The sequence below is a fragment of the Streptomyces odontotermitis genome (assembly GCF_050510915.1).
Taxonomy (GTDB): domain Bacteria; phylum Actinomycetota; class Actinomycetes; order Streptomycetales; family Streptomycetaceae; genus Streptomyces.
Genome location: NZ_JBNJLS010000017.1, coordinates 124079 through 150885 on the forward strand (window position 1 = coordinate 124079; position 26807 = coordinate 150885).

28 protein-coding genes are annotated in these 26807 nt (G+C 69.8%); 17 read left to right on the forward strand and 11 right to left on the reverse strand.

Going from position 1 to position 26807, the window contains the following annotated elements:
- Positions 1-93: 93 nt before the first annotated feature.
- Positions 94-498: a hypothetical protein gene (locus ACQB60_RS33945; RefSeq protein WP_496929952.1), complete on the reverse strand. Its 405-nt coding sequence runs from the start codon at positions 496-498 to the stop codon at positions 94-96.
- 120 nt (positions 499-618) lie between these two features.
- Between ACQB60_RS33945 and ACQB60_RS33950 the strand changes: the two genes are divergently transcribed.
- A complete protein-coding gene (locus ACQB60_RS33950; protein WP_496929953.1) occupies positions 619-858 on the forward strand; it encodes a DUF397 domain-containing protein in 240 nt (79 codons plus the stop codon).
- A 6-nt stretch (positions 859-864) separates the two neighbouring features.
- Here the strand turns inward: ACQB60_RS33950 and ACQB60_RS33955 are convergent, their stop codons facing one another.
- The gene (locus ACQB60_RS33955) at positions 865-1317 is read right to left on the reverse strand and encodes an ATP-binding protein (protein WP_496929954.1); all 453 of its coding nucleotides are present in this window, start codon (positions 1315-1317) and stop codon (positions 865-867) included.
- A 202-nt stretch (positions 1318-1519) separates the two neighbouring features.
- On the opposite strand from ACQB60_RS33955, the gene ACQB60_RS33960 reads away from it, so the two are divergent.
- From ACQB60_RS33960 to ACQB60_RS33985, 6 genes are all read left to right on the forward strand, one after another.
- On the forward strand, positions 1520-2371 hold the full coding sequence (locus ACQB60_RS33960; protein WP_496929955.1) for a helix-turn-helix domain-containing protein: 852 nt from the start codon (positions 1520-1522) through the stop codon (positions 2369-2371).
- Between the two features lie 10 nt (positions 2372-2381).
- On the forward strand, positions 2382-2573 hold the full coding sequence (locus tag ACQB60_RS33965; protein WP_496929956.1) for a DUF397 domain-containing protein: 192 nt from the start codon (positions 2382-2384) through the stop codon (positions 2571-2573).
- A gap of 277 nt (positions 2574-2850) precedes the next feature.
- Positions 2851-3138: a hypothetical protein gene (locus ACQB60_RS33970; RefSeq protein ID WP_496930035.1), complete on the forward strand. Its 288-nt coding sequence runs from the start codon at positions 2851-2853 to the stop codon at positions 3136-3138.
- The gene (locus tag ACQB60_RS33975; protein WP_496929957.1) at positions 3138-3743 is read left to right on the forward strand and encodes a pilus assembly protein TadG-related protein; all 606 of its coding nucleotides are present in this window, start codon (positions 3138-3140) and stop codon (positions 3741-3743) included. Before ACQB60_RS33970 ends, ACQB60_RS33975 begins: the two co-directional genes overlap by 1 nt.
- A gap of 33 nt (positions 3744-3776) precedes the next feature.
- Positions 3777-4379 (forward strand): hypothetical protein, encoded by a 603-nt coding sequence (locus ACQB60_RS33980; RefSeq protein ID WP_496929958.1) that lies wholly within the window; start codon positions 3777-3779, stop codon positions 4377-4379.
- Positions 4380-4383: 4 nt separating this feature from the next.
- The gene (locus tag ACQB60_RS33985) at positions 4384-5055 is read left to right on the forward strand and encodes an OmpA family protein (RefSeq protein ID WP_496929959.1); all 672 of its coding nucleotides are present in this window, start codon (positions 4384-4386) and stop codon (positions 5053-5055) included.
- 114 nt (positions 5056-5169) lie between these two features.
- Here the strand turns inward: ACQB60_RS33985 and ACQB60_RS33990 are convergent, their stop codons facing one another.
- Positions 5170-6186, reverse strand: a complete 1017-nt coding sequence (locus ACQB60_RS33990) for a DMT family transporter (protein ID WP_496929960.1) — start codon at positions 6184-6186, stop codon at positions 5170-5172.
- 141 nt (positions 6187-6327) lie between these two features.
- Between ACQB60_RS33990 and ACQB60_RS33995 the strand changes: the two genes are divergently transcribed.
- From ACQB60_RS33995 to ACQB60_RS34005, 3 genes are all read left to right on the forward strand, one after another.
- Complete coding sequence (locus tag ACQB60_RS33995; RefSeq protein ID WP_496929961.1) at positions 6328-7119, forward strand: class I SAM-dependent methyltransferase; 792 nt, start codon at positions 6328-6330, stop codon at positions 7117-7119.
- Between the two features lie 162 nt (positions 7120-7281).
- The gene (locus tag ACQB60_RS34000; RefSeq protein WP_496929962.1) at positions 7282-7506 is read left to right on the forward strand and encodes a winged helix-turn-helix transcriptional regulator; all 225 of its coding nucleotides are present in this window, start codon (positions 7282-7284) and stop codon (positions 7504-7506) included.
- A 406-nt stretch (positions 7507-7912) separates the two neighbouring features.
- Positions 7913-8419, forward strand: a complete 507-nt coding sequence (locus ACQB60_RS34005; protein WP_496929963.1) for a hypothetical protein — start codon at positions 7913-7915, stop codon at positions 8417-8419.
- Between the two features lie 12 nt (positions 8420-8431).
- Here ACQB60_RS34005 and mgrA read toward each other — a convergent pair whose 3' ends face one another.
- Complete coding sequence (gene mgrA, locus ACQB60_RS34010; RefSeq protein ID WP_496929964.1) at positions 8432-9469, reverse strand: L-glyceraldehyde 3-phosphate reductase; 1038 nt, start codon at positions 9467-9469, stop codon at positions 8432-8434.
- A gap of 107 nt (positions 9470-9576) precedes the next feature.
- Between mgrA and ACQB60_RS34015 the strand changes: the two genes are divergently transcribed.
- The 4 genes from ACQB60_RS34015 to ACQB60_RS34030 all read left to right on the forward strand — a co-directional run bounded on the left by ACQB60_RS34015 (position 9577) and on the right by ACQB60_RS34030 (position 14788).
- Complete coding sequence (locus tag ACQB60_RS34015; protein WP_496929965.1) at positions 9577-10338, forward strand: isoprenyl transferase; 762 nt, start codon at positions 9577-9579, stop codon at positions 10336-10338.
- A gap of 342 nt (positions 10339-10680) precedes the next feature.
- Entirely contained in the window at positions 10681-12003 is a 1323-nt protein-coding gene (gene phoH2 / locus ACQB60_RS34020; RefSeq protein ID WP_496929966.1) for an RNA 5'-3' helicase PhoH2, read from the forward strand.
- Positions 12004-12431: 428 nt separating this feature from the next.
- Positions 12432-13160 (forward strand): aggregation-promoting factor C-terminal-like domain-containing protein, encoded by a 729-nt coding sequence (locus ACQB60_RS34025; RefSeq protein ID WP_496929967.1) that lies wholly within the window; start codon positions 12432-12434, stop codon positions 13158-13160.
- Between the two features lie 131 nt (positions 13161-13291).
- Positions 13292-14788, forward strand: a complete 1497-nt coding sequence (locus tag ACQB60_RS34030) for an AI-2E family transporter (protein WP_496929968.1) — start codon at positions 13292-13294, stop codon at positions 14786-14788.
- A 165-nt stretch (positions 14789-14953) separates the two neighbouring features.
- Here the strand turns inward: ACQB60_RS34030 and ACQB60_RS34035 are convergent, their stop codons facing one another.
- Together ACQB60_RS34035 and ACQB60_RS34040 are read right to left on the reverse strand one after the other, a co-directional pair.
- Positions 14954-15484, reverse strand: coding sequence for an alkyl hydroperoxide reductase (locus ACQB60_RS34035; RefSeq protein WP_496929969.1), 531 nt, complete (start codon positions 15482-15484; stop codon positions 14954-14956).
- Positions 15485-15503: 19 nt separating this feature from the next.
- Positions 15504-16058, reverse strand: a complete 555-nt coding sequence (locus ACQB60_RS34040; protein WP_164300746.1) for a redoxin domain-containing protein — start codon at positions 16056-16058, stop codon at positions 15504-15506.
- Between the two features lie 144 nt (positions 16059-16202).
- Here ACQB60_RS34040 and ACQB60_RS34045 point away from each other — a divergent pair, with 144 nt between their 5' ends.
- A complete protein-coding gene (locus tag ACQB60_RS34045; RefSeq protein WP_496929970.1) occupies positions 16203-17141 on the forward strand; it encodes a LysR substrate-binding domain-containing protein in 939 nt (312 codons plus the stop codon).
- Between the two features lie 72 nt (positions 17142-17213).
- Here the strand turns inward: ACQB60_RS34045 and ACQB60_RS34050 are convergent, their stop codons facing one another.
- From ACQB60_RS34050 to ACQB60_RS34060, 3 genes are read right to left on the reverse strand one after another with little or no spacing between them, the layout of a single operon-like run.
- A complete protein-coding gene (locus tag ACQB60_RS34050) occupies positions 17214-19637 on the reverse strand; it encodes an FtsX-like permease family protein (RefSeq protein ID WP_496929971.1) in 2424 nt (807 codons plus the stop codon).
- A complete protein-coding gene (locus tag ACQB60_RS34055; protein ID WP_496929972.1) occupies positions 19634-20320 on the reverse strand; it encodes an ABC transporter ATP-binding protein in 687 nt (228 codons plus the stop codon). Before ACQB60_RS34055 ends, ACQB60_RS34050 begins: the two co-directional genes overlap by 4 nt.
- A complete protein-coding gene (locus ACQB60_RS34060) occupies positions 20317-20844 on the reverse strand; it encodes a PadR family transcriptional regulator (protein ID WP_384848503.1) in 528 nt (175 codons plus the stop codon). The genes ACQB60_RS34055 and ACQB60_RS34060 overlap by 4 nt, the downstream gene beginning before the upstream one ends.
- Before the next feature lie 270 nt (positions 20845-21114).
- Here ACQB60_RS34060 and ACQB60_RS34065 point away from each other — a divergent pair, with 270 nt between their 5' ends.
- A complete protein-coding gene (locus tag ACQB60_RS34065) occupies positions 21115-23490 on the forward strand; it encodes a transglycosylase domain-containing protein (protein ID WP_496929973.1) in 2376 nt (791 codons plus the stop codon).
- Positions 23491-23539: 49 nt separating this feature from the next.
- Here ACQB60_RS34065 and ACQB60_RS34070 read toward each other — a convergent pair whose 3' ends face one another.
- Complete coding sequence (locus ACQB60_RS34070; RefSeq protein WP_496929974.1) at positions 23540-25651, reverse strand: SpoIIE family protein phosphatase; 2112 nt, start codon at positions 25649-25651, stop codon at positions 23540-23542.
- A 111-nt stretch (positions 25652-25762) separates the two neighbouring features.
- Between ACQB60_RS34070 and ACQB60_RS34075 the strand changes: the two genes are divergently transcribed.
- Positions 25763-25894, forward strand: coding sequence for a hypothetical protein (locus ACQB60_RS34075; protein ID WP_384848512.1), 132 nt, complete (start codon positions 25763-25765; stop codon positions 25892-25894).
- A 99-nt stretch (positions 25895-25993) separates the two neighbouring features.
- Here ACQB60_RS34075 and fomD read toward each other — a convergent pair whose 3' ends face one another.
- Positions 25994-26704 (reverse strand): cytidylyl-2-hydroxypropylphosphonate hydrolase, encoded by a 711-nt coding sequence (fomD, locus tag ACQB60_RS34080; protein WP_496929975.1) that lies wholly within the window; start codon positions 26702-26704, stop codon positions 25994-25996.
- Positions 26705-26807: the final 103 nt, after the last annotated feature.

The following is a 26807-nucleotide window of genomic DNA, read 5'->3' on the forward strand; positions in this document are numbered from 1 at the left end:
GCCGCACACAGGGGGATCGCCCCCGTCGTGAATGGGGGCGATCTTGTGTGGTGGTGCTTGTGTGGTGGTGCGGTTCGTGGCGGTGGGGGCGGGTCAGCGCAGGGAGACCCTGACGCCCAGCGCCTTGTACCAGCCGTCCGTGAATGTCGTCGGGGCCCCGCCACAGTCGAGATGCTGCTTGCTCGGGCCCCTGGGAATGAACCTGACGGTCGCGCGGAGGCACCTGCCGTCGCTCTTGGTGTCGTTGAGGACGCCCTTCACGAGACGCTTGGTCGCGGTCTTGCACACCTTGTACTTGAGGTATCCACCGGAACCCGCGACGTACTTCCAGCCGCTGCAGCTGGCAGCGCTCGTCACGTCGCCGGTGCTCTGCACCGTCCCGCTCGCCGTCGCCGTCGCTGGCGCGCCGGGCAGCGCCTGCGCGCCCCCGGCCGGAACCGCGAACGCCGCCGCGCCCAGAGCGGCGACGCTCACCACGCCCATACGGATCTTCTTCATGCCATGTCCCCCTGTGTGGTGGGCTGTGCCGACGACATCAGGGAACCGAATCGCAGGCGCACGCCGGAAGGCGTTTCGGTTCTCGCCGAAACAGGGTCCCGGCGGCGGTACGGTGCTTCCGTGACCGACAGCACCCCCGCCGATCTGACCTGGGTCCGCGCCGCCCCCGAAGGGGAAGAGGGGCCGGGCCCCTGGATCGAGATGGCCTTCGGCGACGGAGAGGGTGACGACGCCCCGGTCTATCTCCGCGAGACCGGCGACCCCACCACGATTGTCACCACGACCCGTAAGAAGTGGGATGCCTTCGTACTGGGCGTTCAGGCAGGGGAGTTCGACCACTTCGTGGAGGACGCCGAGTAGGTCACCTCACTCGTGCTGTGCGCACTCGGCCCACAGGAGTTTGCCGCCGTGCGAGGTGGGCGCCTCGCCCAGGAGGTAGGCGCCCCACGCGTCGGAGCAGGCGCGCACGAGGTGCAGGCCGCGTCCGTTCACGGCGGTTCCGGGGGTGCCCGGTGGCTGCATGACGGTGCCGGGTTCGCCGTCGCCGAAGCCGGGTGGGATCCGGGGGTTGGAGTCCCATACGGCGACGCGTACGCGCTGGGGTGCGCTGGAGCGGAGGCGGAGTGCGTAGGGGCCGTCGGTGTGGAGGTGGGCGTTGGTGAGCATCTCGGAGGCCAAGAGCTCGGCGGTGGCCGTGAGTTCGGGGAGGTCGTGGGTGGCGAGGATCGCGCGGAGGGTGGCGCGGGCGACACCTGGGGCGCGGGGGTCGTGGGGGAGTTGGAGGGTGTAGGCCCAGGGGGCGGATACGGTGGGTTGCATGGAAGTCTCCGTGTGTGAGGGGGAGTTGGCGGGTGCGCTGCGATGCCCGGTGACCAGGTCGCTCCGTCGAGCGGGGTGCTTCCGGGTGGTGGCCTGGGTCACACAGTAGAGCCGCGCAAATTGAATTTGCTCAAAACCCGTGAAGTAAAGTGCGGAACCCCTCGTGTGGGTGACGAACTGGGCTGTCTTTAGGAGGAGTTGCATGGCCGGAAGGTCAGCCCCAACGGTCCGCCGAACCCGTGTAGCCGCCGAGTTGCGGAAGCTCCGGGAGCAGGCGGGCGTGACCGCCACCGAGGCCGCCCGCACCCTGGGGACCAGCCAGGGACAGCTCAGCAACGTCGAGTCCGCCCGCTTCGGAGTGAGCGGAGCCCGCGTCCGCGCCATGGCTTCCACGTACGGCTGCTCGGACACCGCCTTCATCGATGCCCTCGTCAACATGGCCGAGGGGCGCACTCGCGGCTGGTGGGAGCAGTACCGCGACATCCTCCCGGCGGCGCTGCTGGACCTCGCCGAGGTCGAGCACTACGCCACGAGCCTGCGTACCGCCATCACCGTGCACATCCCGGGGCTGCTCCAGACCGTCGACCACGCGCGCGAGCTGTTCCGCCAAGTGGTTCCCGAGTTCTCGCCACCGGAGGTGGAGCACCGGGTGTCGTTCCGCATCAAACGTCAGGACGTCCTCTACAGGGACTCGCCCACTCCCTACCTGGCGATCATCCACGAAGCGGCCCTGCGCATGCAGTTCGGTGGAGCCGCCGTAGCCAAGGGGCAGTTGAGGCACCTGCTGGAGATGAGCGAGCGGGATCACGTCACGCTCAAGGTGATCCCGTTCGCGGTCGGCTCTTTCCCTGGCTCGGGCCAATCGCTGTTCTACTCCACCGGCGAGGTGCCTCGCCTGGACACGGTCCACCTCGACCAGTCGCACGGTCCTGCGTTCCTGGACGCCGAGGCCCAGTTGGAGATGTACCGCGTACTCCTCGGCAAACTGGAAGCGCTGGCTCTCGGACCCGTCAAGTCACGGGACCTCATCCACAACCTGGCCCATGACCTGTGAAGGAGACTGCATGCCCGCCCACGCTCACCAATGGCAGAAGTCGTCGTACTGCGGACAGGGCGACTCCTGTGTGCACGTCGCGGCGAATGGCGCCGGAACGGTTCATCTAACCGAAAGCGCCGACCCCACCCGAGCGATACTCAGCACCACCCCCAGCGCCCTCGCCGCCCTGCTCCGCGCAGCAAAAGCCGCCAGGAGCTGAGCTGTTGGGCAAGTAGGACTGCCGTAACGGCCGACGGCCCCGCCTCTCATCGAGGCGGGGCCGTTCCGGTTGCGTGAAAACCCTTCGCACGTGCAACCCGCTGTGGCACAGTCGAACGAGCGCGTCAGGTAGCCGTCGAATGTGGGGGTGGGGCAGGTGGGGGACGCGACAAGAGGGCTGGACAGAGGGGTTGAATCAGGCCAACATCTGGCTGTGTCCAGGAGTTCGTTCTTTGGACCCTCTTACGCGCAGTCACTTCTCGGCTACGTTGCCGTAGTTGAGTGCGGCACTTGGCGGGCCGGACGGGATGGAAGAAGGGGTCACCGTGGCGCAGGACCTGACGCTGAGAGCGGCTGTTGGCATCCAGCGAGCCCTCGGAGAGTGGACTCGAACCGTTGCTGCGCGGATGCGGGGCGGGGAGCGGGACCGGGGGGCCGGGTTTGTGGAGTATGCGGGGTTGATGATTCTGATTGCCGGGATCTTCACGTTGATCGACCAAATCGGTCTGGACGGCATCATCTCCGGCGCCATCCGGGACGCGGTCACCGAGGTCACCGGCGGCTGATGCCGATAGCTCTGCGCGGCGATCGAGGGTCAACCCTCCCCATTTACATCTGGATCACGGGAATCCTCCTCTTCGTTGCGTTTGCCTTCTTCGCCTTCGCCCAGGCTGCTTCCGCACGGAATGGCGCCCAATCTGCAGCTGACGCTGCCGCGTTGGCCGCTGCGCAGGATTCCCGGGACGAACTCGTCGAGGGGTTGAGCCAGTCCATCGGTGACGGTGACAAGTGGCTCGACTGGCTGGGCGGTGACGAGTTCACGGGCGACGGTGCCCGTGACGCGGCCAATGCACTGGCCGCCGACAACGACTCCACCGTTACCGCCTTCGAGGCTGCGGAAGTCGATGGCTATCCCGGTTGGCGAGCGGAGATCGAGACCAACTACACCGTTGGCGACTCGATCATCCCCGGTACGGAGAACAGGCATGCCAAGGCGCATGCCACCGCGGTCATTAGGCCACGCTGTGACGTCGCCGAGGGCGACGACCCTGAGAAGGCCGTGAAGTTCACCTGTGACGGCGATGAATCCTTCGAGTTCGATCCGGACGACTTCGACCCTGAGGATCTGCCGGATGCGTCCGTCCTTTTCTCCGTGCACCTGGCCGACTGACGTAGCGAACGACAAGAAAGGGAAGCCGTAACGATGAACATCCGGTGCACCATGAAGACCCACAGGGCAATGACCGCCGTGGCGATTGCGACTGGACTGGTCCTCACGGTCGCCGGTTGCGGTGGCGGAGGTGACGACGACTCCAAGTCCGACAATGGGAAGTCTGCCGCTGCCCCCACGAAGACCGGTTCGGGCGGCAAGCAGGGAGAGTCGCAGGCTCCGGCTGCGGACAAGGTACTGGCCGAGGTGCGGGGTACCGACGGCATCACGCTCACCGTCACCTCGGTCGTCCGTGACGAAGGCGGCTTCCTCACGGTGAACGGCCAGGTCAAGAATGGCGGCGGTAAGTTCTGGATCGCCAACAACTGGCGGGGCGACGAGCGCGAGTTGAGCAAGAACGGCGCATCGTTGGCGGGGGCCGCACTCGTGGACCAGCAGGGCAAGAAGAAGTACCTGGTCCTGCGTGACACCGAAGGCCGCTGCCTATGCACGAAGTTTGACGGCGGTGGCGTGAAGGCGGGCGAGAGCGCGGACTGGTACGCGCAATTCCCCGCACCCCCGGCCGAGACGACCAAGCTCGACTTTCAGATAGGCGCCATGCCCCCGGCCTCCATAGAGATCTCTGAGGGCGAGTGACCCCATGCCACACCCCCACCACCGCACCCTCACCACCACCCTGACCCTCCTCGCGGCCCTGGCCCTCCCCCCAGCCATCGCCCACGCGGACGACCCGGCGACCGACGACCCCAGCGCGCCGCCCGGCTCCACCACCTCCTCCCCGCCCCCCAAGGTCGACCCCACCAGCCCCGGCCTCAAGCTCGCCGACGGAGCCACCCTCGCCCCCGCCAAGGTCCTCGACATCAAGTCAGTCGTGGAAGACCTCTCGGGCGACGAACGCCGCGAGGACACCAACACGGACGTGAAGTTCGCGCTCCAGGCGGAAGTCCTGTTCCCCAAGGACAGCGCCAAGCTGAACCCGGAGGCGAACGCCCGTATCAAGGCGATCGCCGAGGAGGCCAAGGCCCAACAGGCCACAGACGTACGGGTCTTCGGCTTCACGGACGACCTGGGCAGCTACTCCCACGGCAAGAAGCTCTCCCGCCAGCGCGCCGAAGCGGTCCACGAGCAGCTCTCCAAGTACCTGGGCCCCAGCGTCACGTACGCCGTACGCGGCTACAGCGAGGACTATCCGATCGCGGACAACACCTCCGAGGAGGGGCGGAAGAAGAACCGCCGCGTCGAGGTGTCCTTCCCGCGCGGCGAGAGCGGCACGAGCGGCGAGAGCGGCACGAGCAGCGCTCCACAGAGCTGAGCAGCGCTCGGCAGAGGAAAGCCCTCGACCCGGCCGCCGCGGGGGATTTGGCGGTCCGGGTCGAGGGGTGCGACGGCCTCCGGGGGAGGCCGCCGCAGTTCAGGGGGGAGAGGGTCAGCGGGCCGCAGGACCCGCGAGGACCTGCTCCGAGGCGGTGAAGGCGGTGCGCACCGCGTACCGGGCGGAGATGTCGATGGGCCGGACCTCGATGAGGGCCGCGACGGTCGCGGCGGTCGCCGCCTCGGTGGCCCCCAGGGCCCCGGTGACCGTCCCCGTGGCCGTCGCCGGGAGCGCGGAGTCCGCGTTGCGGCCGGCCGTCAGGAGCACCAGGCCGCCCACCGTCACCGCACCGAAGACCAGCGCGAGCAGCGTCCCCGCCGTGCCGTATTGGAAGGTCTCGCCGAAGAGGCTGAGGCCGACCACGGCGGCGACGACCGGGTTGACCACGGTGACGACCGCCAGCGGAGTGGCGAGCCCGGCACCCTCGTACGAGGACTGGCAGAGCAGCGTCCCGCCGATGGCGAGCACGACCATGACCGCGATGCTCGGCAGCTGACCGATGAGGCCGGGGCCCCAGGTGAACTCGTCCGCGACCATCTTGGTGAAGACCGAGGCGATGCCGAAGGCGACGCCGCCCGCGGCGGCCAGCAGGGTCGCCCGCAGGACCGCGTTCTCCTTCATGGCCCGCGCGGCGATCACCAGCAGCGCGATCAGCCCGAAGGTGACGGCCGACAGGGAGACCCGCTCCGTGCCGCCGAGGGTGGAGGTCGCGGCGCTGCCGGTCAGGGAGAGCAGACCCGCGAGCCCGGCCGTCGCCATTCCCGCGCCCTTCCACGCGGTGGCCCCGGCCTTGCGGCCGACGAAGACCGCCGCCATCGGCAGCGCGAACACGATGGTCAGCGCGCCGAGCGGCTGGACCAGGCTGAGCGGGCCGCAGGCGAGGGCGACCACGTGGAGGAGGGCGCCGAGGCCGTTGAGCCCGATCGCGATCCACCAGGCGGGGCGCCGGACCGGTGCGGCGGAGCCGGCCTCGGAGGCGCTCGCCGCCACCTGCTCCTGCATGATCGCGCCGCCCGCGTAGGCCACCGCGGAGACGAGGGAGAGGAGCACTGACAGGGCGAGGGCACTCATCGGGGGCTCCTTCTCGAGGGTCTTCGTACGGTGTTCTTCGTTGCGAACACTGTACGCGTTGCGCACGGCGTACGCAAGCTTCGTACGATGTTCGCGGAAACGCGCACGTCGTACGCACCGCCTCGATGAGACGATCAAGGAATGACGCACGCCCCTCAGCCCGCCCCTCAGTCCGCACCCCGCTCCTTCGACGACCTGGTCCGTGAGGCCGAGACCGCCTCCGTCGACGGCTGGGACTTCTCGTGGTTCGAGGGCCGGGCCACCGAGGAGCGCCCGTCGTGGCGGTACGCGGAGTCGATGGGGGAGCGGCTCGCCCAGGCGTCGGCTTCGCTCGACATCCAGACCGGGGGCGGCGAAGTGCTCGCCCAGGCGCCCTCCCTCCCGTCACTCGCCGCCGCCACCGAGGGGTGGCCGCCCAACGTCGCGAAGGCGTCGCGGCTGCTCGCGCCCCGCGGGGTCGTCGTCGTGGCGTCCCCGGAGGACGCCCGACTCCCGTTCGCGGACGGCACGTTCGACCTCGTCACCAGCCGCCACCCGGTGCACGCCCACTTCGACGAGATCGCCCGCGTGCTCGCCCCCGGCGGCACGTACTTCGCCCAGCACGTGGGCCCGGCCAGCGTGTTCGAGCTCGTCGAGTACTTCCTCGGCGAGCAGCCGGCGGCGGTGCGCGGCGCGCGCGACCCGGAGGAGGAGCGGGCGCGGGCCGAGGCCGCGGGTCTGGAGGTCGTCCGCCTGCCCGCCGAGCGGCTGCGGATCGAGTTCTACGACATCGGCGCCGTCGTCCACTTCCTGCGCAAGGTGATCTGGATGGTGCCCGGCTTCACCGTCGACGCCTACCGGCCGCGGCTGCGCGAGCTGCACGAGCGGATCGAGGCGGAGGGCCCCTTCGTCGCGCACAGTACGCGCCATCTTTTCGACGCCCGCAAGCGTTGAGCGGTCAAGTGCTCGCCTCAGGGGAGGAGTTGGGGATGGGGACGGGGATGGGGATGGGGAAGCAGCATGTCGAGGGCGGGGGGGCGTACGCCTGCGGGCTCGACGCCGCGATGGACGCCGTCGGCGGAATGGGGTCTCCCCTGCTCGAACGCAGTTGAGAGCTTGGAGAAGGAAGCCGATGATCCTGCGGGCGCTGCACGAGGGGCCCAGGAGGTTCCGCCGAAGGTCGCGTACTCCCTCACTGATCTCGGCCAGTCCCTGAACGCGGCTCTCGGGCCGCTCGGACTGTGGGGCGACGCACACATGGAGACGCTGATCGCCAACAAGGACCGGGCAGCCAACCGGACAACTAACCGGGCAATCAAGGGGAAAACGGTCATCTCGTAGCCCTCGAAAGGTCCTTGATTCCGCATCGTTATCAAGACTGGGTCGATCCACCCCTAAGCCTCACGTAAGTTCAGACCAAGGCGAATTCGCGTCAGCAAAGTGAGGCCGCGCAGTGGAGGGGGCTGCGCGGCCTCGCGCCGTCAAGCGCGCGTTCGTCGCCGGGGTCACCCCTGGGAGGGACCGCCCCGCGCGGGCCAAAAACCGTCCGCGGGGCCGAAATTCACTGGCAGAGCGGGCTCGCGCGGTCGCCGCGCGATTTCGGAGCGTAGTTGCGGCACGCCGATGCACGCAGCATCACTTACGAAGGGTTATGGTGGAAACCCCCCCTCGGGCCGGTCCGTCTCCCCCCCACGGACCGGCCCGTTTTTTCTGCCCTGGTTTTTCGGCCCCGGTTAGGGTCAGGGACATGTCGAACCAGTTCCCCCCGCCGCAGCCTCCCCAGTACCCGCAGAACTCCCAGCAGGGACTGCCGGGTTACCCCGGTCCCGCGCAGGATCCCGGATACGGAAGCGGATACGGATACGGATTCGCGCCGCAGCACCCGCAGACGATGCCGGGCGTCGTGCGCGCCGCGCAGATAGTGCTGTGGTCGCTCGCCGGGCTCGGTGTGCTCGGCATCACCGCCGCGGGCGCCCTCGGGGGCGCGAGGCTGGCGGGCGCGGTGACCGCCGCGTACATCTTCTTCTTCATCTGCGCGGGCTTCGCCTTCAACTTCGGGAAGGCGGGCAACGGCGCACGGGTCACCTGCATCGTGCTGATGAGTGTGGAGATCCTCGTCGCGCTCGGCACCCTGGGCCGCGGGGGCGGGGGTGCGGTGGTCGCGCTCGGCGCCGCCATCGCCGTGATCATCCTGCTGTCGCAGGGGGCCGCGGGCGCCTGGTTCAAGCGCCCGCGCACCCCCTACGGCCCCTGACCGGGCAGGGGATCAGGAGCGGTCGGCCCAGATGTTGGTGCCGGGCGTCGACACCGCGAACGTGTCGATCTCGGCCAGCTCCGACTCCGTGAGCTTCGCGCCGGACAGCGCCGCGACGTTCTCCTCCAGCTGCTTCACGCTGGACGCCCCGATGAGCGCCGACGTCATCCGCTCGTCCCGCAGCACCCAGTTGAGGGCGAGCTGGGCGAGCGACTGGCCGCGGCGGGACGCGATGTCGTTCAGGCCGCGCAGGCGGCGCAGCACCTCGTCGCTCAGGAGGTTCGGGTCCAGGGACTTGCCCTGGGTCGCGCGCGAGCCCTCGGGGATGCCCTTCAGGTACTTGTTCGTGAGCAGGCCCTGGGCGAGCGGGACGAAGGAGATGCAGCCCATGCCCTCGGTCTCGAGGGTGTCGAGCAGGCCGTCGTCCTCGGTCCAGCGGTTGATCATCGAGTACGAGGGCTGGTGGATCAGGGGGCGCACCCCCATCTCCCGCAGCAGGCGCGCCGCTTCGGCGGTCTGCTCGCTGTTGTACGAGCTCACGCCCACATAGAGGGCCTTGCCCTGCTGGACCGCCGAGGCCAGCGCGCCCATCGTCTCCTCGAGCGGGGTGTCCGGGTCGAAGCGGTGCGAGTAGAAGATGTCGACGTAGTCCACGCCCATGCGCTTCAGGGAGGCGTCGAGCGACGACATCAGGTACTTGCGGGAGCCCCACTCGCCGTACGGGCCGGGGTGCATGAGGTAGCCCGCCTTGGTCGAGATGACCATTTCGTCCCGGTATGCCGCGAAGTCCTGCGCGAAGATCTTGCCGAAGTTGAGCTCCGCCGAACCGGGCGGCGGGCCGTAGTTGTTCGCCAGGTCGAAGTGGGTGACGCCCAGGTCGAAGGCGCGGCGCAGGATGGCCCGCTGGGACTCCAGGCTCTTGTCGTCGCCGAAGTTGTGCCACAGGCCGAGGGAGATCGCGGGCAGCTTCAGGCCGCTGCGGCCCGTGCGCCGGTATTCCATCGAGTCGTAGCGTTCAGGAACCGCGCGGTACAGAGACGTGTCGTTCATGGGTACGAAGCTACGTCAGACCGGGGTCACCCCCGGGCCGAGGGCCGCCCGTTCAGCGGTAGGGTGTCGCCCTCGGGGACCGCCGTCTGCATGGAGGGGCTGAACACGTGAACCTGCGCGACCTGGTGTACGGACTTTACGCACGCCGGGTGGAGGGCCGTCTCGACCACGACCAGGTGCCGAAGCACATCGGTGTCATCCTCGACGGCAACCGGCGCTGGGCCAAGGCGTCCGGGGGCACCACCGAGCAGGGCCACCAGGCGGGCGCGTACAAGATTGAGGAGTTCCTCGGCTGGTGCGCCGAGACGGACGTCGAGGTCGTCACGCTGTGGATGCTGTCGACGGACAACTTCGACCGCCCGGAAGAAGAGCTGACCCCGCTGCTCGGCATCATCGAGGCGACCGTCCGCTCCCTGGCCGAGGACGGGCGCTGGCGCGTCCACCACGTCGGCACCCTCGACCTGCTGCCCGCCCGCACCCAGACGGTGCTCAAGGAGGCGGAGGAGGCCACCGCCTCCAATCGAGGGATACTGGTCAACGTCGCCGTCGGCTACGGCGGGCGCCAGGAGATCGCCGACGCGGTCCGCTCGCTGCTCCTCGAAGGGGCCGAGCAGGGTGCCACGTTCGAGGAGCTCGCGGAGAGCGTCGACGTCGGCCTGATCTCCAAGCACCTCTACACGAGCGGCCAGCCGGACCCCGATCTGGTGATCCGAACGAGTGGAGAGCAGCGCCTGTCCGGCTTCATGCTCTGGCAGTCGGCTCACTCTGAGTACTACTTCTGTGAAGTCTTCTGGCCCGCCTTCCGCAAGGTCGACTTCCTTCGGGCGCTGCGTGATTACGCCGCGCGCCACCGTCGCTACGGGGGATGACCGTCCCGGCGGGACTGGGGTCGGGGTAACCAAGAGTTAACCAACGCGCCGTCATATGCCATGGCATGGCTGCGCTTGTTCGAGGGAATAAGCCTTCCAGGTCGACGTCCGGCAGTTCCAGGTAGGGACGTCGCATCTCAGCGGACGGCACGGGGCCGTCCGCCCGGGAGGCCCTTTGCACCAGGACGACCGCGCGGGAAGCGAACTCCCCGCCGGGACTTGGGAGGGCCGGATCTCGGCCCGTGCGGCGGGGCCGCTGACCGGCCGGAGTTTCTCCCGCCCTCACCCGGCCCAGCATCCCTCTGTCGCTCCCCGACCTCATCCGAGGGGGTACGTCCTTCCGTGGTGACCAGCACAAAGCGCCGCATGCCCGACAGGCGCACCTATGTTCTCGACACCAGCGTCCTGCTGGCCGACCCGAACGCCCTGACCCGCTTCGACGAGCACGAAGTCGTGCTCCCCGTCGTCGTGGTGACGGAGCTGGAGGCCAAGCGGCACCATCCGGAGCTCGGCTACTTCGCCCGGCAGGCCCTGCGCCTGCTCGACGACTTCCGCATCCGGCACGGCCGCCTCGACGCCCCCATCCCCATCGGGGAACTGGGCGGATCCCTGCGTGTCGAGCTCAACCACTCCGATCCCGGCGTGCTCCCGGCCGGCTACCGATTGGGGGACAACGACTCCCGGATCCTCGCCGTCGCCCGCAACCTCCAGGCCGAGGGGTACGACGTCACCGTCGTCTCCAAGGACCTGCCGCTGCGGATCAAGGCGTCGTCGGTCGGGCTGCTCGCGGAGGAGTACCGCGCCGAGCTCGCCATCACGGACTCCGGCTGGACCGGAATGTCCGAACTGACCCTTTCCGGCGAGCAGGTTGACCTTCTCTTCGAGGAGGAGAGCCTGTACGTGCCGGAGGTCTCCGAGCTGCCCGTGCACACCGGGCTCACCATCCACTCGGAGAAGGGCAAGGCGCTCGGCCGCGTCACGGCGGAGGGCAACGTCCGCCTCGTGCGCGGGGACCGGGACGCCTTCGGGCTCAAGGGGCGCAGCGCCGAGCAGCGGGTCGCGCTCGATCTGCTCCTCGACCCGGACGTCGGCATCGTGTCGATGGGCGGGCGCGCGGGCACCGGCAAGTCGGCGCTCGCGCTCTGCGCCGGGCTGGAAGCGGTCCTGGAGCGTCGGCAGCACCAGAAGGTGATGGTCTTCCGGCCGCTGTACGCGGTGGGCGGGCAGGAGCTCGGCTATCTGCCCGGCACGGAGGCCGAGAAGATGGGGCCGTGGGCGCAGGCCGTCTTCGACACCCTCGGCTCGGTCGCGGGCAAGGAGGTCATCGAGGAAGTGGTGGCGCGCGGGATGCTCGAAGTGCTCCCGCTCACCCATATCCGCGGGCGCTCGCTCCATGACGCCTTCGTGATCGTGGATGAGGCCCAATCCCTGGAGAGGAACGTTCTTCTGACCGTTCTGTCCAGGATCGGGGCGAACTCCCGTGTCGTCCTCACCCATGACGTCGCCCAGCGCGACAACCTCCGAGTGGGCCGGTACGACGGGGTAGTTGCCGTCGTCGAGAAGCTGAAGGGCCATCCGCTCTTCGCGCATGTCACGCTCACCCGCTCGGAGCGGTCGCAGATCGCGGCCCTGGTGACCGAAATGCTGGAGGACGGCCACATCTGACGTACTCCGGCCCGCTCGGTCCCACTTCACAGTGGTTACGCGGGAGTTGGCGCCGCCTGGCGAAGCGAGAGAGCTTAGCCGGGCGGCGTCTTCGCGTTCGCCGCTTTCCGGAAAACTCCTGGGGCAAACGGGGTGTGAGCTTTCACACGCAACGGAGAATTGCCTTGCGGCGTCCGGCTACGGCAGAGTCTCAGTCCTGTCAGGCCCCGCATACGACACACCTGTGCCCCCAGCGGCACTGCAACTCATGCACCACAGAACTTCATAGTGACCGTCGTATGCCGCCCGAGCACCAAGCGGCACTCCCGTAACGGGAGTTGTCCACCGGGCCCGTGCCTCCTGTGACCGAGCAACAAGTGGAGGCCAGCGTCAGGGGCACGATTGCGTCCGCGAGGTCACCTATGCGGGCGACGCTGGAAGGAAACCGTGTGAGCCGGATTTCGGTCCGGGGATTCGCAGTGGCCTCGGCCACGGCGGTCACCACCGTCGGCGCTGTCGTGGGCGTTGCCTCGGGCAACACCCAGCACTCGAGCTCGAACGACCTCGAGGCAACGGCGAGCGACGCGACTCTCCTCGCAGACATACCCGCGGGCCAGCAGGCCCAGGTGCAGGGCGCTTCCCTGTCGCAGCAGGCCGACGCACAGGCCGCGGCTGCCGACACGGCCGCCAAGAAGACTGCGGCGGAGGCAGCGCGCAAGCAGGCGGCCGAAGACGCGATCGCGAAGCAGAAGGCCGCGGCCAAGGCGGAGAAGGAAGAAGCCGCCAAGAAGGCCGCGGAGAAGAAGGAGCGTGAGGAGGCCGCCGAGACCAAGGCCAGCCGCTCCTCCTCGCGGGACGCCTCCGACTTCGCCAAGCAGAGCTCGTACACGGTCGCGCAGGTCCAGGCGATGGCACGGCAGATGGTCCCGGCGGACCAGTTCCAGTGCTTCAGCAACATCGTCAACCACGAGTCGACCTGGAACTACAAGGCCAGCAACCCCGGTTCGGGTGCCTACGGCCTCGTCCAGGCGCTGCCCGGTTCCAAGATGGCGTCCGCCGGCGCCGACTGGCAGACCAACCCGGCCACACAGATAAAGTGGGGCCTCGGCTACATGAACGACCGGTACGGCAGCCCCTGCGGTGCCTGGAACTTCTGGCAGGCCAACAGCTGGTACTGAGCCCCACCCGGCTTGTGCCGCGCTCAACCTTTCGAGGCCCCTCACCGTCCTTCGGTGAGGGGCCTCGTCCGTGTACGGTTCAGGAGCGCCAGGGGGGAGCAGTGGGGACAGACGGGGGTAGAGGACGGATCATGTCGCGAATTCCAGGGTGGCTCGGCCGGATCGGCGCGGGCCTGACCCGGATGGGAGAGCGGTTGGGCGAGGCGGAGGCCGAGGTGGAGGCCGATGCCTCACCCGACGGCAAGTCCGCCCACCGGGCCGACGGCTCGGCCCCGACCGACTCGCACCGCCCCTCCGCTTCCACCACCTCCGCCTCCGGCGCTGCTTCTCCCTCCGGCGCTGCTTCTCCCTCCGGCGCTGCTTCTCCCTCCGGCGCTGCTTCTCCCTCTGCCTCCGCCTCCGACGAGGCGGGCTTCGACGGGCAGGTGCCCGCGCCGCCCCAGTACGCGCCCGCCATAGCGGCCAGGCCCGACCCCGTCGCGGCCGTGCCGTGGGGGATGCGGGTCGCGGCCGAGGCCGGGTGGCGGCTGCTCGTCCTCGCGGGCACCGTGTGGGTGCTGATGAAGGTCATCAGCGCCGTGCAGCTGGTGGTGCTCGCCTTCGTCGCGGCGCTCCTCATCACCGCGATGCTCCAGCCGACGGTCGCGCGCCTGAAGAACCTCGGTCTGCCCCGCGGCCTCGCCACCGCCGTCACCGCGATCCTCGGCTTCGTGGTGATGGGCCTGGTCGGCTGGTTCGTGGTGTGGCAGGTCATGGAGAACATCGACACGCTCTCCGACCAGGTCCAGAGCGGCATCGACGATCTGCGCAAGTGGCTCCTCAACAGCCCCTTCCATGTGACGGAAGACCAGATCAACGAGATCGCGAAGTCGCTGCGCGAGGCGATCGGCGCGAACACGGACGAGATCACGTCGGCCGGTCTGGAGGGCGTGACGGTCATTGTCGAGACGATGACGGGCATTCTGCTCACGATGTTCTCGACCCTCTTCCTGCTGTACGACGGGAAGCGGATCTGGCAGTGGGTCCTGAAGCTGGTGCCGGCGGCGGCGCGGCCCGGGATCGCGGGGGCGGGGCCGCGGGCGTGGCGGACGCTGACCGCGTATGTGCGGGGCACGGTGATAGTGGCCCTGATCGACGCCATCTTCATCGGGCTCGGGATCTACTTCCTCGGCGTCCCGATGGCCGTGCCGCTGGCCGTCTTCATCTTCCTGTTCGCGTTCATCCCGCTGGTGGGCGCGGTCATCTCCGGGGCGTTGGCCGTCGTCGTCGCGCTGGTCACGCAGGGCGTGTTCGTGGGCGTCATGACGCTGGTGGTCGTGCTCGCGGTGCAGCAGATCGAGGGGCACATCCTGCAGCCGTTCATCCTGGGGCGGGCCGTGCGGGTGCATCCGCTGGCCGTGGTGCTCTCGGTGGCGGCGGGTGGGCTGGTCGCCGGGATCGGCGGGGCTGTTGTCGCGGTGCCGTTGGTCGCCGTGACGAACACGGTGGTCGGGTACTTGCGGGCGTATGCGCGGGAGGCGGCGCTGAAGCAGGCGCCGCAGCCGCGGGGGGCCACGGCGGTGGAGGTCGCGCCGGTGGAGCCGACGGCGTCTTCGTCTGCGTCTTCGGGTGCGGGGAGTGGGGGCTGAGCCCTCGCCTCCGGACGGGCTAGAGATAGCCCCTCCGGCGATACAGGCCCACCCAGGGCCGGCGGAGTCGGCGGATTCGGGAACGGGCGGGGTCGGGGGAGACGAAACGCAGTCGGCCCACCCGGGAGGTTCCGGGTGGGCCAACGTGCGTAGCCAAGCGGCGCGTTACGCCAGGACCGACTCCGCGTCCAGCGTCGCGCCGACCGCCTGGAGGACCGACGCGATCTTCACGGCCTCCTGGATCGTCTCGCGGTCCACGCCCGCCTTGCGGAGCACCTGCTCGTGCGAGTCCAGGCACTGGCCGCAGCCGTTGATCGCCGAGACGGCGAGGGACCAGAGCTCGAAGTCGACCTTCTCCACGCCCGGGTTGCCGATGACGTTCATCCGCAGGCCCGCCCGCATCGTCCCGTACTCCGGGTCGGAGAGCAGGTGGCGCGTGCGGTAGAAGACGTTGTTCATCGCCATGATGGCGGCGGCCGACTTCGCGGCCGTGTACGCCTCGGGGGAGAGGTTCGCCTTCGCCTCGGGCTCCAGCTCGCGCAGCACCCGCGGCGAGCGCGACGCGATCGCGCACGCCAGCACCGTGCCCCACAGCTGCTGCTGCGGAAGCTCGCTGTTGCCGATGACCGAGCCCAGGTTGAGCTTCAGGTCCTTCGCGTAGTCCGGTATGGCGGACTTCAGTTCGTCGAGAGCCATGTCAGTTACCTGAGCCCCGTCACTCGCCCGAGAGGAGCGCGACCGGGTCCAGGGTCTCGTCGCCCTTGCTCCAGTTGCACGGGCACAGCTCGTCCGTCTGGAGAGCGTCGAGGACCCGGAGGACCTCCTTGGGGTTACGGCCGACGGAGCCGGCGGTCACCATCGTGAACTGGATCTCGTTGTTCTGGTCGACGATGAAGACGGCGCGCTGCGCGAAGCCGTCCTCGCCCTCGATGCCGAGGTCACGCATGAGCTCGTGCTTCGAGTCGGCCAGCATCGGGAAGGGCAGGTCGGTGAGGTCCGGGTGGTCCTTGCGCCAGGCGTGGTGCACGAACTCGGAGTCGCCGGAGAAGCCGAGGACCTGGGCGTCACGGTCGGCGAACTCGTCGTTCAGCTTGCCGAAGGCCGCGATCTCGGTCGGGCACACGAAGGTGAAGTCCTTGGGCCACGCGAAGACGATCTTCCACTTGCCCTCGTAGGTCTTGTGGTTGATCTGCTCGAACTCCGAGCCCTTCTCCAGCGAGACACAGGCAGTCAGGTCGAACTCGGGGAACTTGTCACCGACAGTGAGCACGCGCTCTCCTTGCGAACTTGCGAGGCGGAAAGGTGCCTTTTGGGCGCTTTCCAGTGGGTTGGACGGAAACCGATGGTGGCACAGAGTGCATTGATTGCGGAAATAGCTAGAGTGGTGAGAGTTGATCGGAGGTTGTTATCAGTGGTGACCAGTAAGAGGAGCGGGCGGCAGCCGAGTCTGGCCCAGCTGCGTGCCTTCTCCGCCGTCGCCGAGCATCTGCACTTCCGGGACGCCGCCGCCGCGATCGGGATGAGTCAGCCCGCGCTCTCGGGTGCCGTCTCCGCCCTGGAGGACGTGCTCGGGGTGACGCTGCTCGAGCGCACCACGCGCAAGGTGCTGCTCTCGCCCGCGGGGGAGCGGCTCGCCGTACGGGCGAAGGTCGTGCTCGACGAGGTGGGCGCGCTCCTCGAAGAGGCCGATGCCGTGCGGGCGCCCTTCACGGGGGTGCTGCGGCTCGGGGTCATCCCGACCGTCGCGCCCTATCTGCTGCCCACCGTGCTCACCCTCGCGCACGAGAAGTACCCGGACCTGGACCTTCAGGTGCATGAGGAGCAGACGTCGTCGCTGCTGGAGGGCCTGTCCGCCGGGCGGCTCGACCTGTTGCTGCTCGCCGTGCCGCTGGGGGTGCCCGGGATCACCGAACTGCCGCTGTTCGACGAGGACTTCGTGCTCGTCACGCCCCTCGACCACTGGCTCGGAGGGCGGGAGGGCATTCCTCGGGACGCGCTGAAGGAGCTCCATCTGCTGCTGCTCGACGAGGGGCACTGCCTGCGCGACCAGGCCCTGGACATCTGCCGGGAGGCGGGGCGCGCCGATGCGCCGGTCACCACCACCGCCGCCGGGCTCTCCACGCTGGTGCAGCTCGTGGCCGGCGGGCTCGGGGTGACGCTGCTGCCGCGGACCGCCGTACGCGTGGAGACCAGCCGGAGCAGTCAGCTGCTCACCGGGTTCTTCGCCGAGCCCGCGCCCACCCGGCGGATCGCGCTCGCGATGCGGACCGGGGCCGCGCGGGCGGCGGAGTACGAGGAGCTGGCGGGGGCCCTGCGGGAGGCCGTACGGCCGTTGCCGGTACGGGTCGTGTGATCGCGTGACCGAGTGATCTGATCGCGTGACCGGCTGACCTCGTACCGGCAACGGGCCGTACGGCAGCGGGAGTTACTCCGTGCGCAGGCCGTCCGGGCGCATCATGCGCCACAGCGGTGGCAGGCTCAGCAGCGTCACCACCGCGACCATCGCGGCGCCCGCGCCCATCAGGGGCAGGAAGACCCACCAGTCGGTGGCCGTCTTCTGGATCATGCGGACCATGACCTGGCCGAGCGCCAGGCCGCCCCCGACCGCGACGGCCAGGCCCAGCGCCACCGGGATCGCCGTCTGCCACAGGAGCGAGAGCGCCATCGAGCCGCGCCTGGTGCCGAAGGCGGTGAGGACCGCCAACAGCCGCTTGCGCTCGCGCAGTTGCTCGATCATCGAGACCAGCATGGACGAGGCGATCAGGACCATGGTGGCCATGGCGCCGATCTGCAGGCCCCGATGGACCGTCGCGTACTGCTTGTCGCGCTCGATCATCTTGATGGTGTAGACCGAGGCCATCGGGTCGACGCGGGCCGCCGTGTTGCGCACGTACTCCTCCGCGTCCGGCATCGACTGGTCGACCTGGACCAGCGCATGGGTGGAGGCCCCGACCATGCGCTGCACGTCGATGGCGCCGGGCGTCGCGTAGATGCCGTCGTAGCGGTCGCCCGCCGGGTCGGGCCGCGAGGTGATGGTGCTCGTCGACTTCGGCAGCGTCCACGGCTCGTGCTTGCCGTGCCCCTTGCCCGCGTAGTCGCCCCAGCTGTCGCTGTTGAGGTCGATCTCCTTGCCGGGGCGCGCGGTCTGCTCCATCCACTCGTCCTGCTCGTGGTCGCCGCCGCGCACGATGAACGTGTCGCCGTCCTTGCAGGACTTCACGTGGGCGATCTCGCGCAGGGTGGCGCAGCTGCCGACCGAGAGTTCGGTGGTGGGCCGGATGTCGTCCTTCGGGTTCTTCAGCGGGCCCGGCTTGACGACGTACGACTCGACGCGGCCGATGACGCTCTTGACGCCCTTCGTGGCGCGGAACTCGTCGATCATGCGCTGGGCGAGCTCGCCGCTGGCCTGCTGCGAGTTGACGTTGATCTGGGCGCGGCGCGGGTTCGCGTCGGTGACCTTGTTGAAGTCGTCGTGCATGGACGCGAAGAGCATCTGCAGGGCGATCGCGCCCGCCACCGCGACCGTGATCCCGCTGATCGCGCGGGCCGCGTTGCCGCTGTTCAACTGGAGCCTGCGGGTGGCCAGTTGCCAGGGGACCGGGCCGCCGCGCAGCCGGGACACGACCGCCTCGACCAGCCACGGCAGGAGCGTGGCGAAGCCGATCAGGGTGAGCGTCGCGCCGCCCGCGATGGTGAAGACGTTCACGTCGTACGTGGCCGCGTTCACCCGGTCCGTGGAGAGCAGCACCGCGATGCCGATGACGGGCAGCGCGAGCCGCCACCACAGGCGGCGCTTGCGGGGCGCCGAGTGCCGGAAGACGCCGAGCGGTTCGATGCTGACCGCGCGCAGCGAGATCAGCGTGACCACGACGGCGGTGACCGGCACGGCGACCACGATCAGGGCGGCAAGGGCGGGCACCGGCGTCACGTCGGACGGGAACGCGTTGATCCGCTCCATGTCGATGACGCCGACCAACTGCCGGATCAGGACGAAGAACCCGGCGCCCGCGACGAGGCCGAGGAGCGAGCCGAAGAGGGCCTCGCCCGCGGCGATCCGGCGCACTCCGCGGGCGTCGGCGCCGACCAGGCGCAGCGCGGCCAGGCGCCGGTCGCGGCGCTCGCCGCCGAACCGCACGGCCGTGCCGATGAAGATCATGACCGGGGTGAGCAGCACCACGCAGATCATCACGACCAGGACGACGAGGAGCGGGTCGAGCGGTTCACCGTCGACGTGGGAGCCGAAGTCCGCGGTGCGGTGGGCGCCCTCGCCGATCCGGAGGGCGTCGGAACCGGCGTAGTAGTAGAGCTCCTTGGGGCCGATGAGGCCCGCGTCGCCGATGGTGCCGGTGATGCGGTAGCGGTCGAAGCGCTCCTTGAGGAGCTTGCCGTCGGAGCTGTTCAGCAGGTCGCGCAGGGCGGGCGAGACCACCATCTCGCCGGGCGCGGGCAGCTTGCCCACGCCGGGCGGCAGGACCGGGTGGCCGCCTTCCGCCTGGAGCAGGCGGCCGTTGATCGTGGAGTCGCGGTAGTCGGTGTTCGCGTCGATCAGCAGGACCGTGGAGTCGGAGCGGTCGACCTTCTTGCCGCTGAAGACGTCGGCGGCCTGGCGGGCGTCGGCGCGGGCGTTCCGGTGCTGCAGCAGGTCCGGAACGGAGGCCGCGCCGAGCAGCAGGGCCACGCCGAGGCCGACGCCGACCGCGGTGAGGATGGTGCGGATCCAGCCCTCGCGGCCGCCGCCGACCGCGAAGCGCATGCCCATGAGCAGGTCGCGGCCCCAGGCGCGGACGCCCTTCGGGGCGGTGTCCTCGATCACCGGCGGCGCCGCGGGGCGCGTACGGGTGGCGCTCATACGAGTCGCTCCATGTCACGGGACTTGCCGTCGCGCACGACGATCTCGCGGTCCGAGTAGGCGGCGACGCGGGTCTCGTGCGTGACGAGGACCACGGCCGCGTTGGTGGAGCGGGCGGCGTCGGTGAGGAGCTCCATCACGCGCTCGCCGTTGAGGGAGTCGAGGGCGCCGGTCGGCTCGTCGGCGAAGAGCACGCGCGGGCTCGTGGCGAGCGCGCGGGCGACCGCCACGCGCTGGCCCTGGCCGCCGGAGACCTCACCGGGCCGCTTGCCGCTCACGTCGTCGACCTCGAGGCGCTCCATCCAGGTCAGCGCGGTCCGCTCGGCGTCCTTGCGCTTCGCGCCGTTGAGCCGCAGCGGCAGCGCCACGTTCTCCACGCAGGTCAACTCCGGCACCAGCTGGCCGAATTGGAAGACGAAGCCGAACTCGCTGCGGCGCAGGGCGCTGAGCTGGGCGTCCGGGAGCCCGGCGAGCTCACGGCCGTTGTACGTGATCGAGCCCTCGTCCGGCCGGACGATCCCGGCGAGGCAGTGCAGCAGCGTCGACTTGCCGGAGCCCGAGGGGCCCATGACGGCGACGACCTCGCCCGGGTGGATGGAGAATTCGGCGCCGTCGAGCGCGGTCGTCGGACCGTACGCCTTGCGCAGGCCGGTGGCGGCCAGGAGGGAACCTGCGGGGGTCATGCGGAGCGAACCTCCTGGGCGAGCTTGCCGAGGCGCGCGGAGGTGAGCTCCAGCCAGCGCAGGTCGGCTTCGAGATGGAAGAGGGCGTGGTCGCAGATCAGCTGGTCGGCGAGGTCGCCCTTGCGCTTGCGGTCGGTGAGGATCCGCATGAGCCGGAGGTGCTCGGCGCGCTGGGTGTCGAGTATCGCGGTCGCGTCGCGCTCGGTGAGGAGGGCGAGGACCACCTTGGTGTAGAGGGTGGACTGGAGGTACGGCTCGGGCTTCTCCGGCGTCGCGAGCCAGCGCTGTACGTCGGTGATCCCCGCCTCGGTGATCGCGTACCGCTTCCGCTCCGGTCCGCCGCCGGCCTCCACGCCGTCGACCTCGACCAGGCCGTTCTTCAGGAGGCGGGACATGGTCGAGTAGACCTGCCCGTAGTGCAGCGGCTTGTCGTGGCCGAACTTGTCGTCGAAGGCGCGCTTGAGGTCATAGCCGTGGCGGGGCCCGGACTCGAGCAGGCCGAGGAGAGTGTGACCGATGGACATGAGGAGCACTGTACATGGTGTGTATACGTGCGGTGTATACCCCGGGTGTAGAGCTCACAGGTTCCGGGGTGGGGGCAACCTTCCGGGCCCTGGGATCGTCGGTTTCATAGGGGATGAGTACCGGTTCCGGTGGGACAGGTGCTGATTGTCACGTCCGGAAAAGACCGGATCGGCAGACCTTTGCCCCAAGGTGCGGTGTTAGCTTCATGAGCTGACTTGCCAGGAGCACCAGAAGCACCAGGACGACACGGAAGCGGAGCACTCACAGTCATGGGCCGAGCGGAAGACCGACAAGCGCGGCAGCGCGGCGCGCGCCGGGCAGCGCGGGGGCGCTCGTCCGGCGGTGGGGCGGGCACGAGCGGCAGCGGCACGGCCGCGCCCGACAGCAAGAGCGGCACCGGGACCGCGACGGCGAGCCGGAGCGAGGGCGCCCGGAAGCGGGCCGCCAAGCCCAAGAAGACCGGCATACGCCGCTTCTTCACCTGGAAGAAGATCCTCGGCGCCTTCTTCGGCGTGATCCTGCTCGGCATGCTCAGCTTCGTCGTGCTCTACCTGGTCATCGACATACCGGAGGGCAACGCCGCGGCCCGCAAGCAGAGCAACGTCTACAAGTACAGCAACGGCGAGGTCATAGCCCGCACCGGCGACATCAACCGCGAGGTCGTCGACCTGGACAAGGTCCCGAAGGACGTCCAGCGGACCTTCGTCGCCGCCGAGAACAAGTCGTTCTACAAGGACCAGGGCGTCGACTTCAAGGGCACCGCCCGCGGCGTCCTCAACACGGTGACCGGCAAGGGCAAGCAGGGCGGCTCGACCATCACCCAGCAGTACGTGAAGAACTACTACCTCGACCAGGACCAGACGGTCACCCGCAAGCTCAAGGAACTGGTCATCTCGCTGAAGGTGGACCGCGAGAAGAACAAGGACGACATCCTCGCCGGTTACATCAACACCAGCTACTACGGCCGCGGCGCCTACGGCATCCAGGCCGCTGCCCAGGCGTACTACAACAAGGACGCCGAGAAGCTGAACGTGCAGCAGGGCGCCTATCTCGCCGCCCTCCTCCAGGCCCCGAACCAGTACGACTGGGCGCTCGCCTCCGACACCGGCAAGCGGCTCGCCAAGGCCCGCTGGAACTACGTGCTCGACAACATGGTCGAGGAGGGCTGGCTGGACTCCGGCAAGCGCGCGGGCATGAAGTTCCCGACGCCGCACACGCCCAAGCCGCCGAGCGGGGTCAAGGGCCAGACCGGATACCTCATCGAGCAGGCCAAGCGTGAGGTCATGAAGGCCGGCAACCTCTCGGAGAAGCAGTTCGAGGCCGGCGGCTACACGATCACGCTCAGCATCGACAAGAAGAAGCAGCAGCAGCTCGAGAAGGCCGTCAACAAGAAGCTCAACGCCAAGCTCGACCCCAAGAAGAACAAGGCCGACGCCCGGGTGCAGGCGGGCGCCGCGTCCGTCGACCCGAAGACCGGCAAGGTCCTCGCGATGTACGGCGGCCGCAACTACATCGGGCACTACACGAACAACGCCACCCGCCGCGACTACCAGGCCGCCTCCACCTTCAAGCCGCTGATCCTCGCGGCCGCCCTGGAGAACGGCTCGACGACCCAGTCCGGCAACCCGATCACGGCGAACACCATCTACGACGGCACCAGCAAGCGCCCCGTCGTCAAGGACGGCAAGAAGGTCGGCTTCGCGCCGCCCAACGAGGACGGCCGCAGCTACGGCCAGGTCAACGTCCAGAAGGCGATGAACAAGTCCATCAACTCCGTCTTCGCGCAGATGGGCGTCGACGTCGGCATGGACAAGGTCATGGAGACCGCGGGCAAGCTCGGCATGGACGTCGAGGGGCTGCAGGCCGTGCCCGCCCAGACCCTCGGTTCGATGGGTGCGAGCCCGCTGGAGATGGCGGGCGTGTACGCGACGCTCGACAACCACGGCAAGAAGGTCACCCCGTCGATCGTGAAGTCGGTCGAGCACAAGGACCGCCAGATCGACCTGCCGGACCCGATCGGCGAGCAGGTCGTCAAGCGCGGTGTCGCCGACTCGATCACCTCGGTCCTCACCGGCGTGGTCGACGACGGAACCGGCCACGCGGTGCGCGACGACGAGCAGGACGTCGCGGGCAAGACCGGTACCTCGGACGACAACAAGTCGGCCTGGTTCACCGGCTACACGCCGAAGCTCGTCACCTCGGTCGGCCTCTTCGGTGAGGCGCCCAAGGGCGACGGCACGTACAAGCAGGGCCAGCAGGTGTCCATGAAGGGCGCCGGCGGTCTGCCCCGCGTCGACGGCGGCAGCTTCCCGGCGGAGATCTGGGCGGCGTACACCTTCGACGCGATGGGCTCGCCCAGCGAGTTCGACCTGGACACGGACATGGGCGCCGCCATCGCGCCCACCACCGAGCCGACGACGCAGGCCCCGCAGACCCCGACGACCGAGCCGACGAAGCCGACCCAGAAGCCGACCGAGACGCCGACGAAGCCGACCGAGACGCCGACGACGAAGCCGCCGACGCAGACCCCGACCACGCAGCCGCCGACGCAGGACCCGACGACGGAGCCGCCGACCGACGACCCGACCCAGACGTGGATCCCGGACCCGCCGGACGATCCGCGCCGGGGGCCGGGCAAGAACTAGGGCGCCCGGGCGCGGGACGGGAACGCGCGGGAAGGTGGTCGGGTCCGGCTCAGCTCCGGTTGAGCTCGAACCAGACCACCTTTCCGTTGCTCAGGCGCGTCGCGCCCCACCGCCGCGCCAGCTTGTTGACCAGGTACAGCCCGCGTCCGCCCTCGTCCGTGGCGCGAGCCTGCCGCAGCCGGGGGAGCTGGCCGACGTCGTCGCCGACCTCGCAGCGCAGCACGTCGGTGCGGAGCAGCCGCAGCGTGATGGGCCGCGACGCGTACCGCACGGCGTTGGTCACGACCTCGCTGACGAGCAGCTCCACCGAGTCCGACAGCTCCTGCAGGTCCCAGCGCTCCAGGGCGCTGCGGGCCAGGCGGCGGGCGCGTGAGGGCGTGGTCTCCTCCGGTTCCAGGAACCAGTACGCGACGTCGCTGGGCGCGATCCCGTCGAAGCGGGCGGCGAGGAGCGCGATGTCGTCGTCCCGGTCGCCCGGTCCGAGCATGTCGAGCACCTCGTCGCAGAGGGCCTCCAGGGGCGGCGGGTGGTCCGGACCCGTCAACTGGGCCGTGGCGGCGAGACGTTCACGCAGCTGCTCTATGCCGGTCCACACGTCCCGCAGGCGCGACTCGACCAGCCCGTCGGTGTACAGGAGCAGGGTGGCCCCGGCGGGCGCGTCCAGCTCGACGGCCTCGAAGTCCACTCCGCCCACGCCGATGGGGGCGCCCGGCGGCACCCGCAGCACCTCCGCGCGACCGCCCAAGTGCAGGAGCACCGGCGGCGGATGGCCCGCGTTCGCGATGGTGATGCGGTGCGAGACCGGGTCGTAGACCGCGTACAGACAGGTGGCCATGCGGTCGGAGCCGAGCCGCTGGGCCTGCTCGTCCAGGTGGTGCAGGACCTCCTGCGGGGGCAGGTCGAGCCCGGCGAGGGTCTGTGCGGTCGTGCGCAGCTGGCCCATGATCGCCGCCGAGGTCATGGAGTGGCCCATGACATCGCCCACGACGAGGGCAACTCGGCTGCCGGGCAAGGGAATCGCGTCGTACCAGTCACCGCCCACGCGAGCGGTCTCGGCGGCCGGGAGGTAGCGCGAGGCGAGCCGCACGCCGGTGGGCCGGGGCAGCGTCTCGGGGAGCATGGTGCGCTGCAGCTCGTCGGCGATGTACGCCTCGCGCCCGTACAGGACGGCCTTGTCGATGCCGAGGGCGCTGTGCGTGGCGAGCTGGGCGGCGACCAGCAGGTCGTCGCCCTCGAACGCGTGCCGGTCCGGGCGGCGCAGGAACACGGCGGCGCCGATCACCCGCCGCCGGCCGCGCAGCGGCGCCAGGATGGCCCGGCGCGCACCCGGCACGGTCCGTCCCTCGCCGAGGAGTTCGGTCAGGGCGGCGCGGGCCGCCGCGGAGTCCGCGAAGACCGGGCGCACCCCGCGCAGCACCTCGGCGAGCGCCCCGCCGAGGTGGACCTCGCACAGCTCGGCGCCCGCGACGATGTCCGCCTGCACGGGCAGCGCGGGCAGGCGGCTGCCTTCGGTGTCCTGCTCCTCGGCGCCCTCCTCGATCATGCGGAGCCGGTCGGTGCGGCGCAGCCGAAGGACCAGCGGGCCCACGGGCCGCTCGTCGCCGACGGGCAGCGGGTCGCGCAGATAGACGAGGATCGCGTCCGAGAACGTCGGCACGGTGGCCCGGCACAGGCCCATCACGATCTCGTCCAGGTCTATGCCGCGGGCGATGCGCCGGGTGGCGGCGCCCACGAAGCGCAGCCGGTCGCCGTCGCGGCGCATGGCCGCGGGGCCCGGGGGCCGCGGCTCGCCGGTGCGCCGCTCCTGGCCGTCCGGGGAGCCCGGGGCGCCCGAGGGCCTGGCCTGTTCGGGTCCTGGCTGTGTGGGCACGCCCTCGGAATGGTCCGGGGCGGGCCCGTAGGGCCCTCGGTTGAGGGCGGCGGTGGGAGACGGGTGGGCCTCCGGTCGGGTGTGCTCGGCGCCGTGCGCCGTGCCGTGCGACGTGGCCGCGCCGTCGCCGGCCTGTTCGCCCGCGCGGCCCTGTGGCGGTAAGGCGGCGGCACCGGACGTGGGCGGGGTGGCGTCCGGGGCGCGCAGCATCGCCCCGCGGGGGTCCGCGGGGGCGGTCGGCCGGCCGGCTTTCGCCGTGTGGCCCTCGTGGGGGGTGGCTTGCTCCGTCACGCGTTCAGAATCCGTCCGTCCGGGGCTGCGCGCCGCGCGCGCCGATCAAGCGTTGCACGGGGGGTGCGGGGCGGTCGCCGGAGCCCGCAGGTAACCGGATACCCGGATCGTGTGTCCCGGGAACGGCTCGTCATGCTGGAGGCCGTCGGCGCCGACGCCTTCGGCCTGTCCCGTACGCCCCGGCCTCCCGCGGCCGACGTACGGCTCGTGCACCTCGCTCACGTTCCCGCCACCCCTCGATGACTGTCAGTCAAGCACCGTGCGCTCGCCGCCGGTTGGTGCTCCAGTGCGCTCTTGCGGAGGACGATCCTACGTTTCCCCCGTGGGGGCGCATCAAGGGTCTCATGACGACACGTGCGCGGGCGTACGGTCCCAATCATCCGGCAGTACCGGCACCGACCAGGCGGGGTCGGGGCGCCACTGCTGCCAGTTCTGTGAGAACGGCGGCCCCCAGGACCGGATCACGTCAACCGCGGCCCGCCCGGCCGCGCGCACGTGCCGGGCCGTCGCCGGGTCCATCAGCCCGGCCCGCTGGGCCTGCGCGAACTCGTCCTCGTCCCGCCAGTGCCAACTGCGGTCCGGGTGCACGGAGATGTCCAGGAAGTGGTCCTCGGAGTCGACGCCGCCGGACCACCGCACCAGCGGCTCCTCCAAGTTCACGTACCAGTTCTTGAACCGCCAGCCCGGCTCCCAGAACAGCCACACCGACCACGGCTCACCGGGCCGGGCGAGCTTCAGGACGCCGGAGCCGAACCAGTGGCCGCGGCTGACCGAGCGGGGCTTGGTGTAGCGGGTGGCGAGCGGCTCGTGGTGGACGGGGGTGCCGACGTCCCCGTTCAGGATGACCGGCTTCACGCACTCGGTGCCCGGGGCCATCCAGACGGCGAGCTGCTCCTCGGTGTCCTGCACGACGGTGACGGGACGACAGATGTGGAACCGGGATCCCGCGTTCTCCCGGTACCGCCACAGAATGTGACTCCCAGGAGCCCACCGCTCGGCGCCGGGCCCGGCCCCCGGTCTGCTTCTCGTCGTCGTCCCGTCGTGGTCTGTCATGCACAGATATTAGGTGGCGCGGGCGGTGTGCGTGCCGACCGTTCAGTTGAAGGGGTTGAAGGCCCGCCAACCTTGGGCCCGGCGCCCGCCACCCGTGGGCCCG

Excerpts from the sequence above, each read along its gene's own strand:
- ACQB60_RS33945 (WP_496929952.1), bottom strand. The coding sequence starts at position 498 with ATGAAGAAGATCCGTATGGGCGTGGTGAGCGTCGCCGCTCTGGGCGCG.
- ACQB60_RS33955 (WP_496929954.1), bottom strand. The coding sequence starts at position 1,317 with ATGCAACCCACCGTATCCGCCCCCTGGGCCTACACCCTCCAACTCCCC.
- ACQB60_RS33960 (WP_496929955.1), top strand. The coding sequence starts at position 1,520 with ATGGCCGGAAGGTCAGCCCCAACGGTCCGCCGAACCCGTGTAGCCGCC.
- ACQB60_RS33965 (WP_496929956.1), top strand. The coding sequence starts at position 2,382 with ATGCCCGCCCACGCTCACCAATGGCAGAAGTCGTCGTACTGCGGACAG.
- ACQB60_RS33975 (WP_496929957.1), top strand. The coding sequence starts at position 3,138 with ATGCCGATAGCTCTGCGCGGCGATCGAGGGTCAACCCTCCCCATTTAC.
- ACQB60_RS33980 (WP_496929958.1), top strand. The coding sequence starts at position 3,777 with ATGAACATCCGGTGCACCATGAAGACCCACAGGGCAATGACCGCCGTG.
- ACQB60_RS33985 (WP_496929959.1), top strand. The coding sequence starts at position 4,384 with ATGCCACACCCCCACCACCGCACCCTCACCACCACCCTGACCCTCCTC.
- ACQB60_RS33990 (WP_496929960.1), bottom strand. The coding sequence starts at position 6,186 with ATGAGTGCCCTCGCCCTGTCAGTGCTCCTCTCCCTCGTCTCCGCGGTG.
- ACQB60_RS33995 (WP_496929961.1), top strand. The coding sequence starts at position 6,328 with ATGACGCACGCCCCTCAGCCCGCCCCTCAGTCCGCACCCCGCTCCTTC.
- ACQB60_RS34005 (WP_496929963.1), top strand. The coding sequence starts at position 7,913 with ATGTCGAACCAGTTCCCCCCGCCGCAGCCTCCCCAGTACCCGCAGAAC.
- mgrA (WP_496929964.1), bottom strand. The coding sequence starts at position 9,469 with ATGAACGACACGTCTCTGTACCGCGCGGTTCCTGAACGCTACGACTCG.
- ACQB60_RS34030 (WP_496929968.1), top strand. The coding sequence starts at position 13,292 with ATGTCGCGAATTCCAGGGTGGCTCGGCCGGATCGGCGCGGGCCTGACC.
- ACQB60_RS34035 (WP_496929969.1), bottom strand. The coding sequence starts at position 15,484 with ATGGCTCTCGACGAACTGAAGTCCGCCATACCGGACTACGCGAAGGAC.
- ACQB60_RS34050 (WP_496929971.1), bottom strand. The coding sequence starts at position 19,637 with ATGAGCGCCACCCGTACGCGCCCCGCGGCGCCGCCGGTGATCGAGGAC.
- ACQB60_RS34055 (WP_496929972.1), bottom strand. The coding sequence starts at position 20,320 with ATGACCCCCGCAGGTTCCCTCCTGGCCGCCACCGGCCTGCGCAAGGCG.
- ACQB60_RS34060 (WP_384848503.1), bottom strand. The coding sequence starts at position 20,844 with ATGTCCATCGGTCACACTCTCCTCGGCCTGCTCGAGTCCGGGCCCCGC.
- ACQB60_RS34065 (WP_496929973.1), top strand. The coding sequence starts at position 21,115 with ATGGGCCGAGCGGAAGACCGACAAGCGCGGCAGCGCGGCGCGCGCCGG.
- fomD (WP_496929975.1), bottom strand. The coding sequence starts at position 26,704 with ATGACAGACCACGACGGGACGACGACGAGAAGCAGACCGGGGGCCGGG.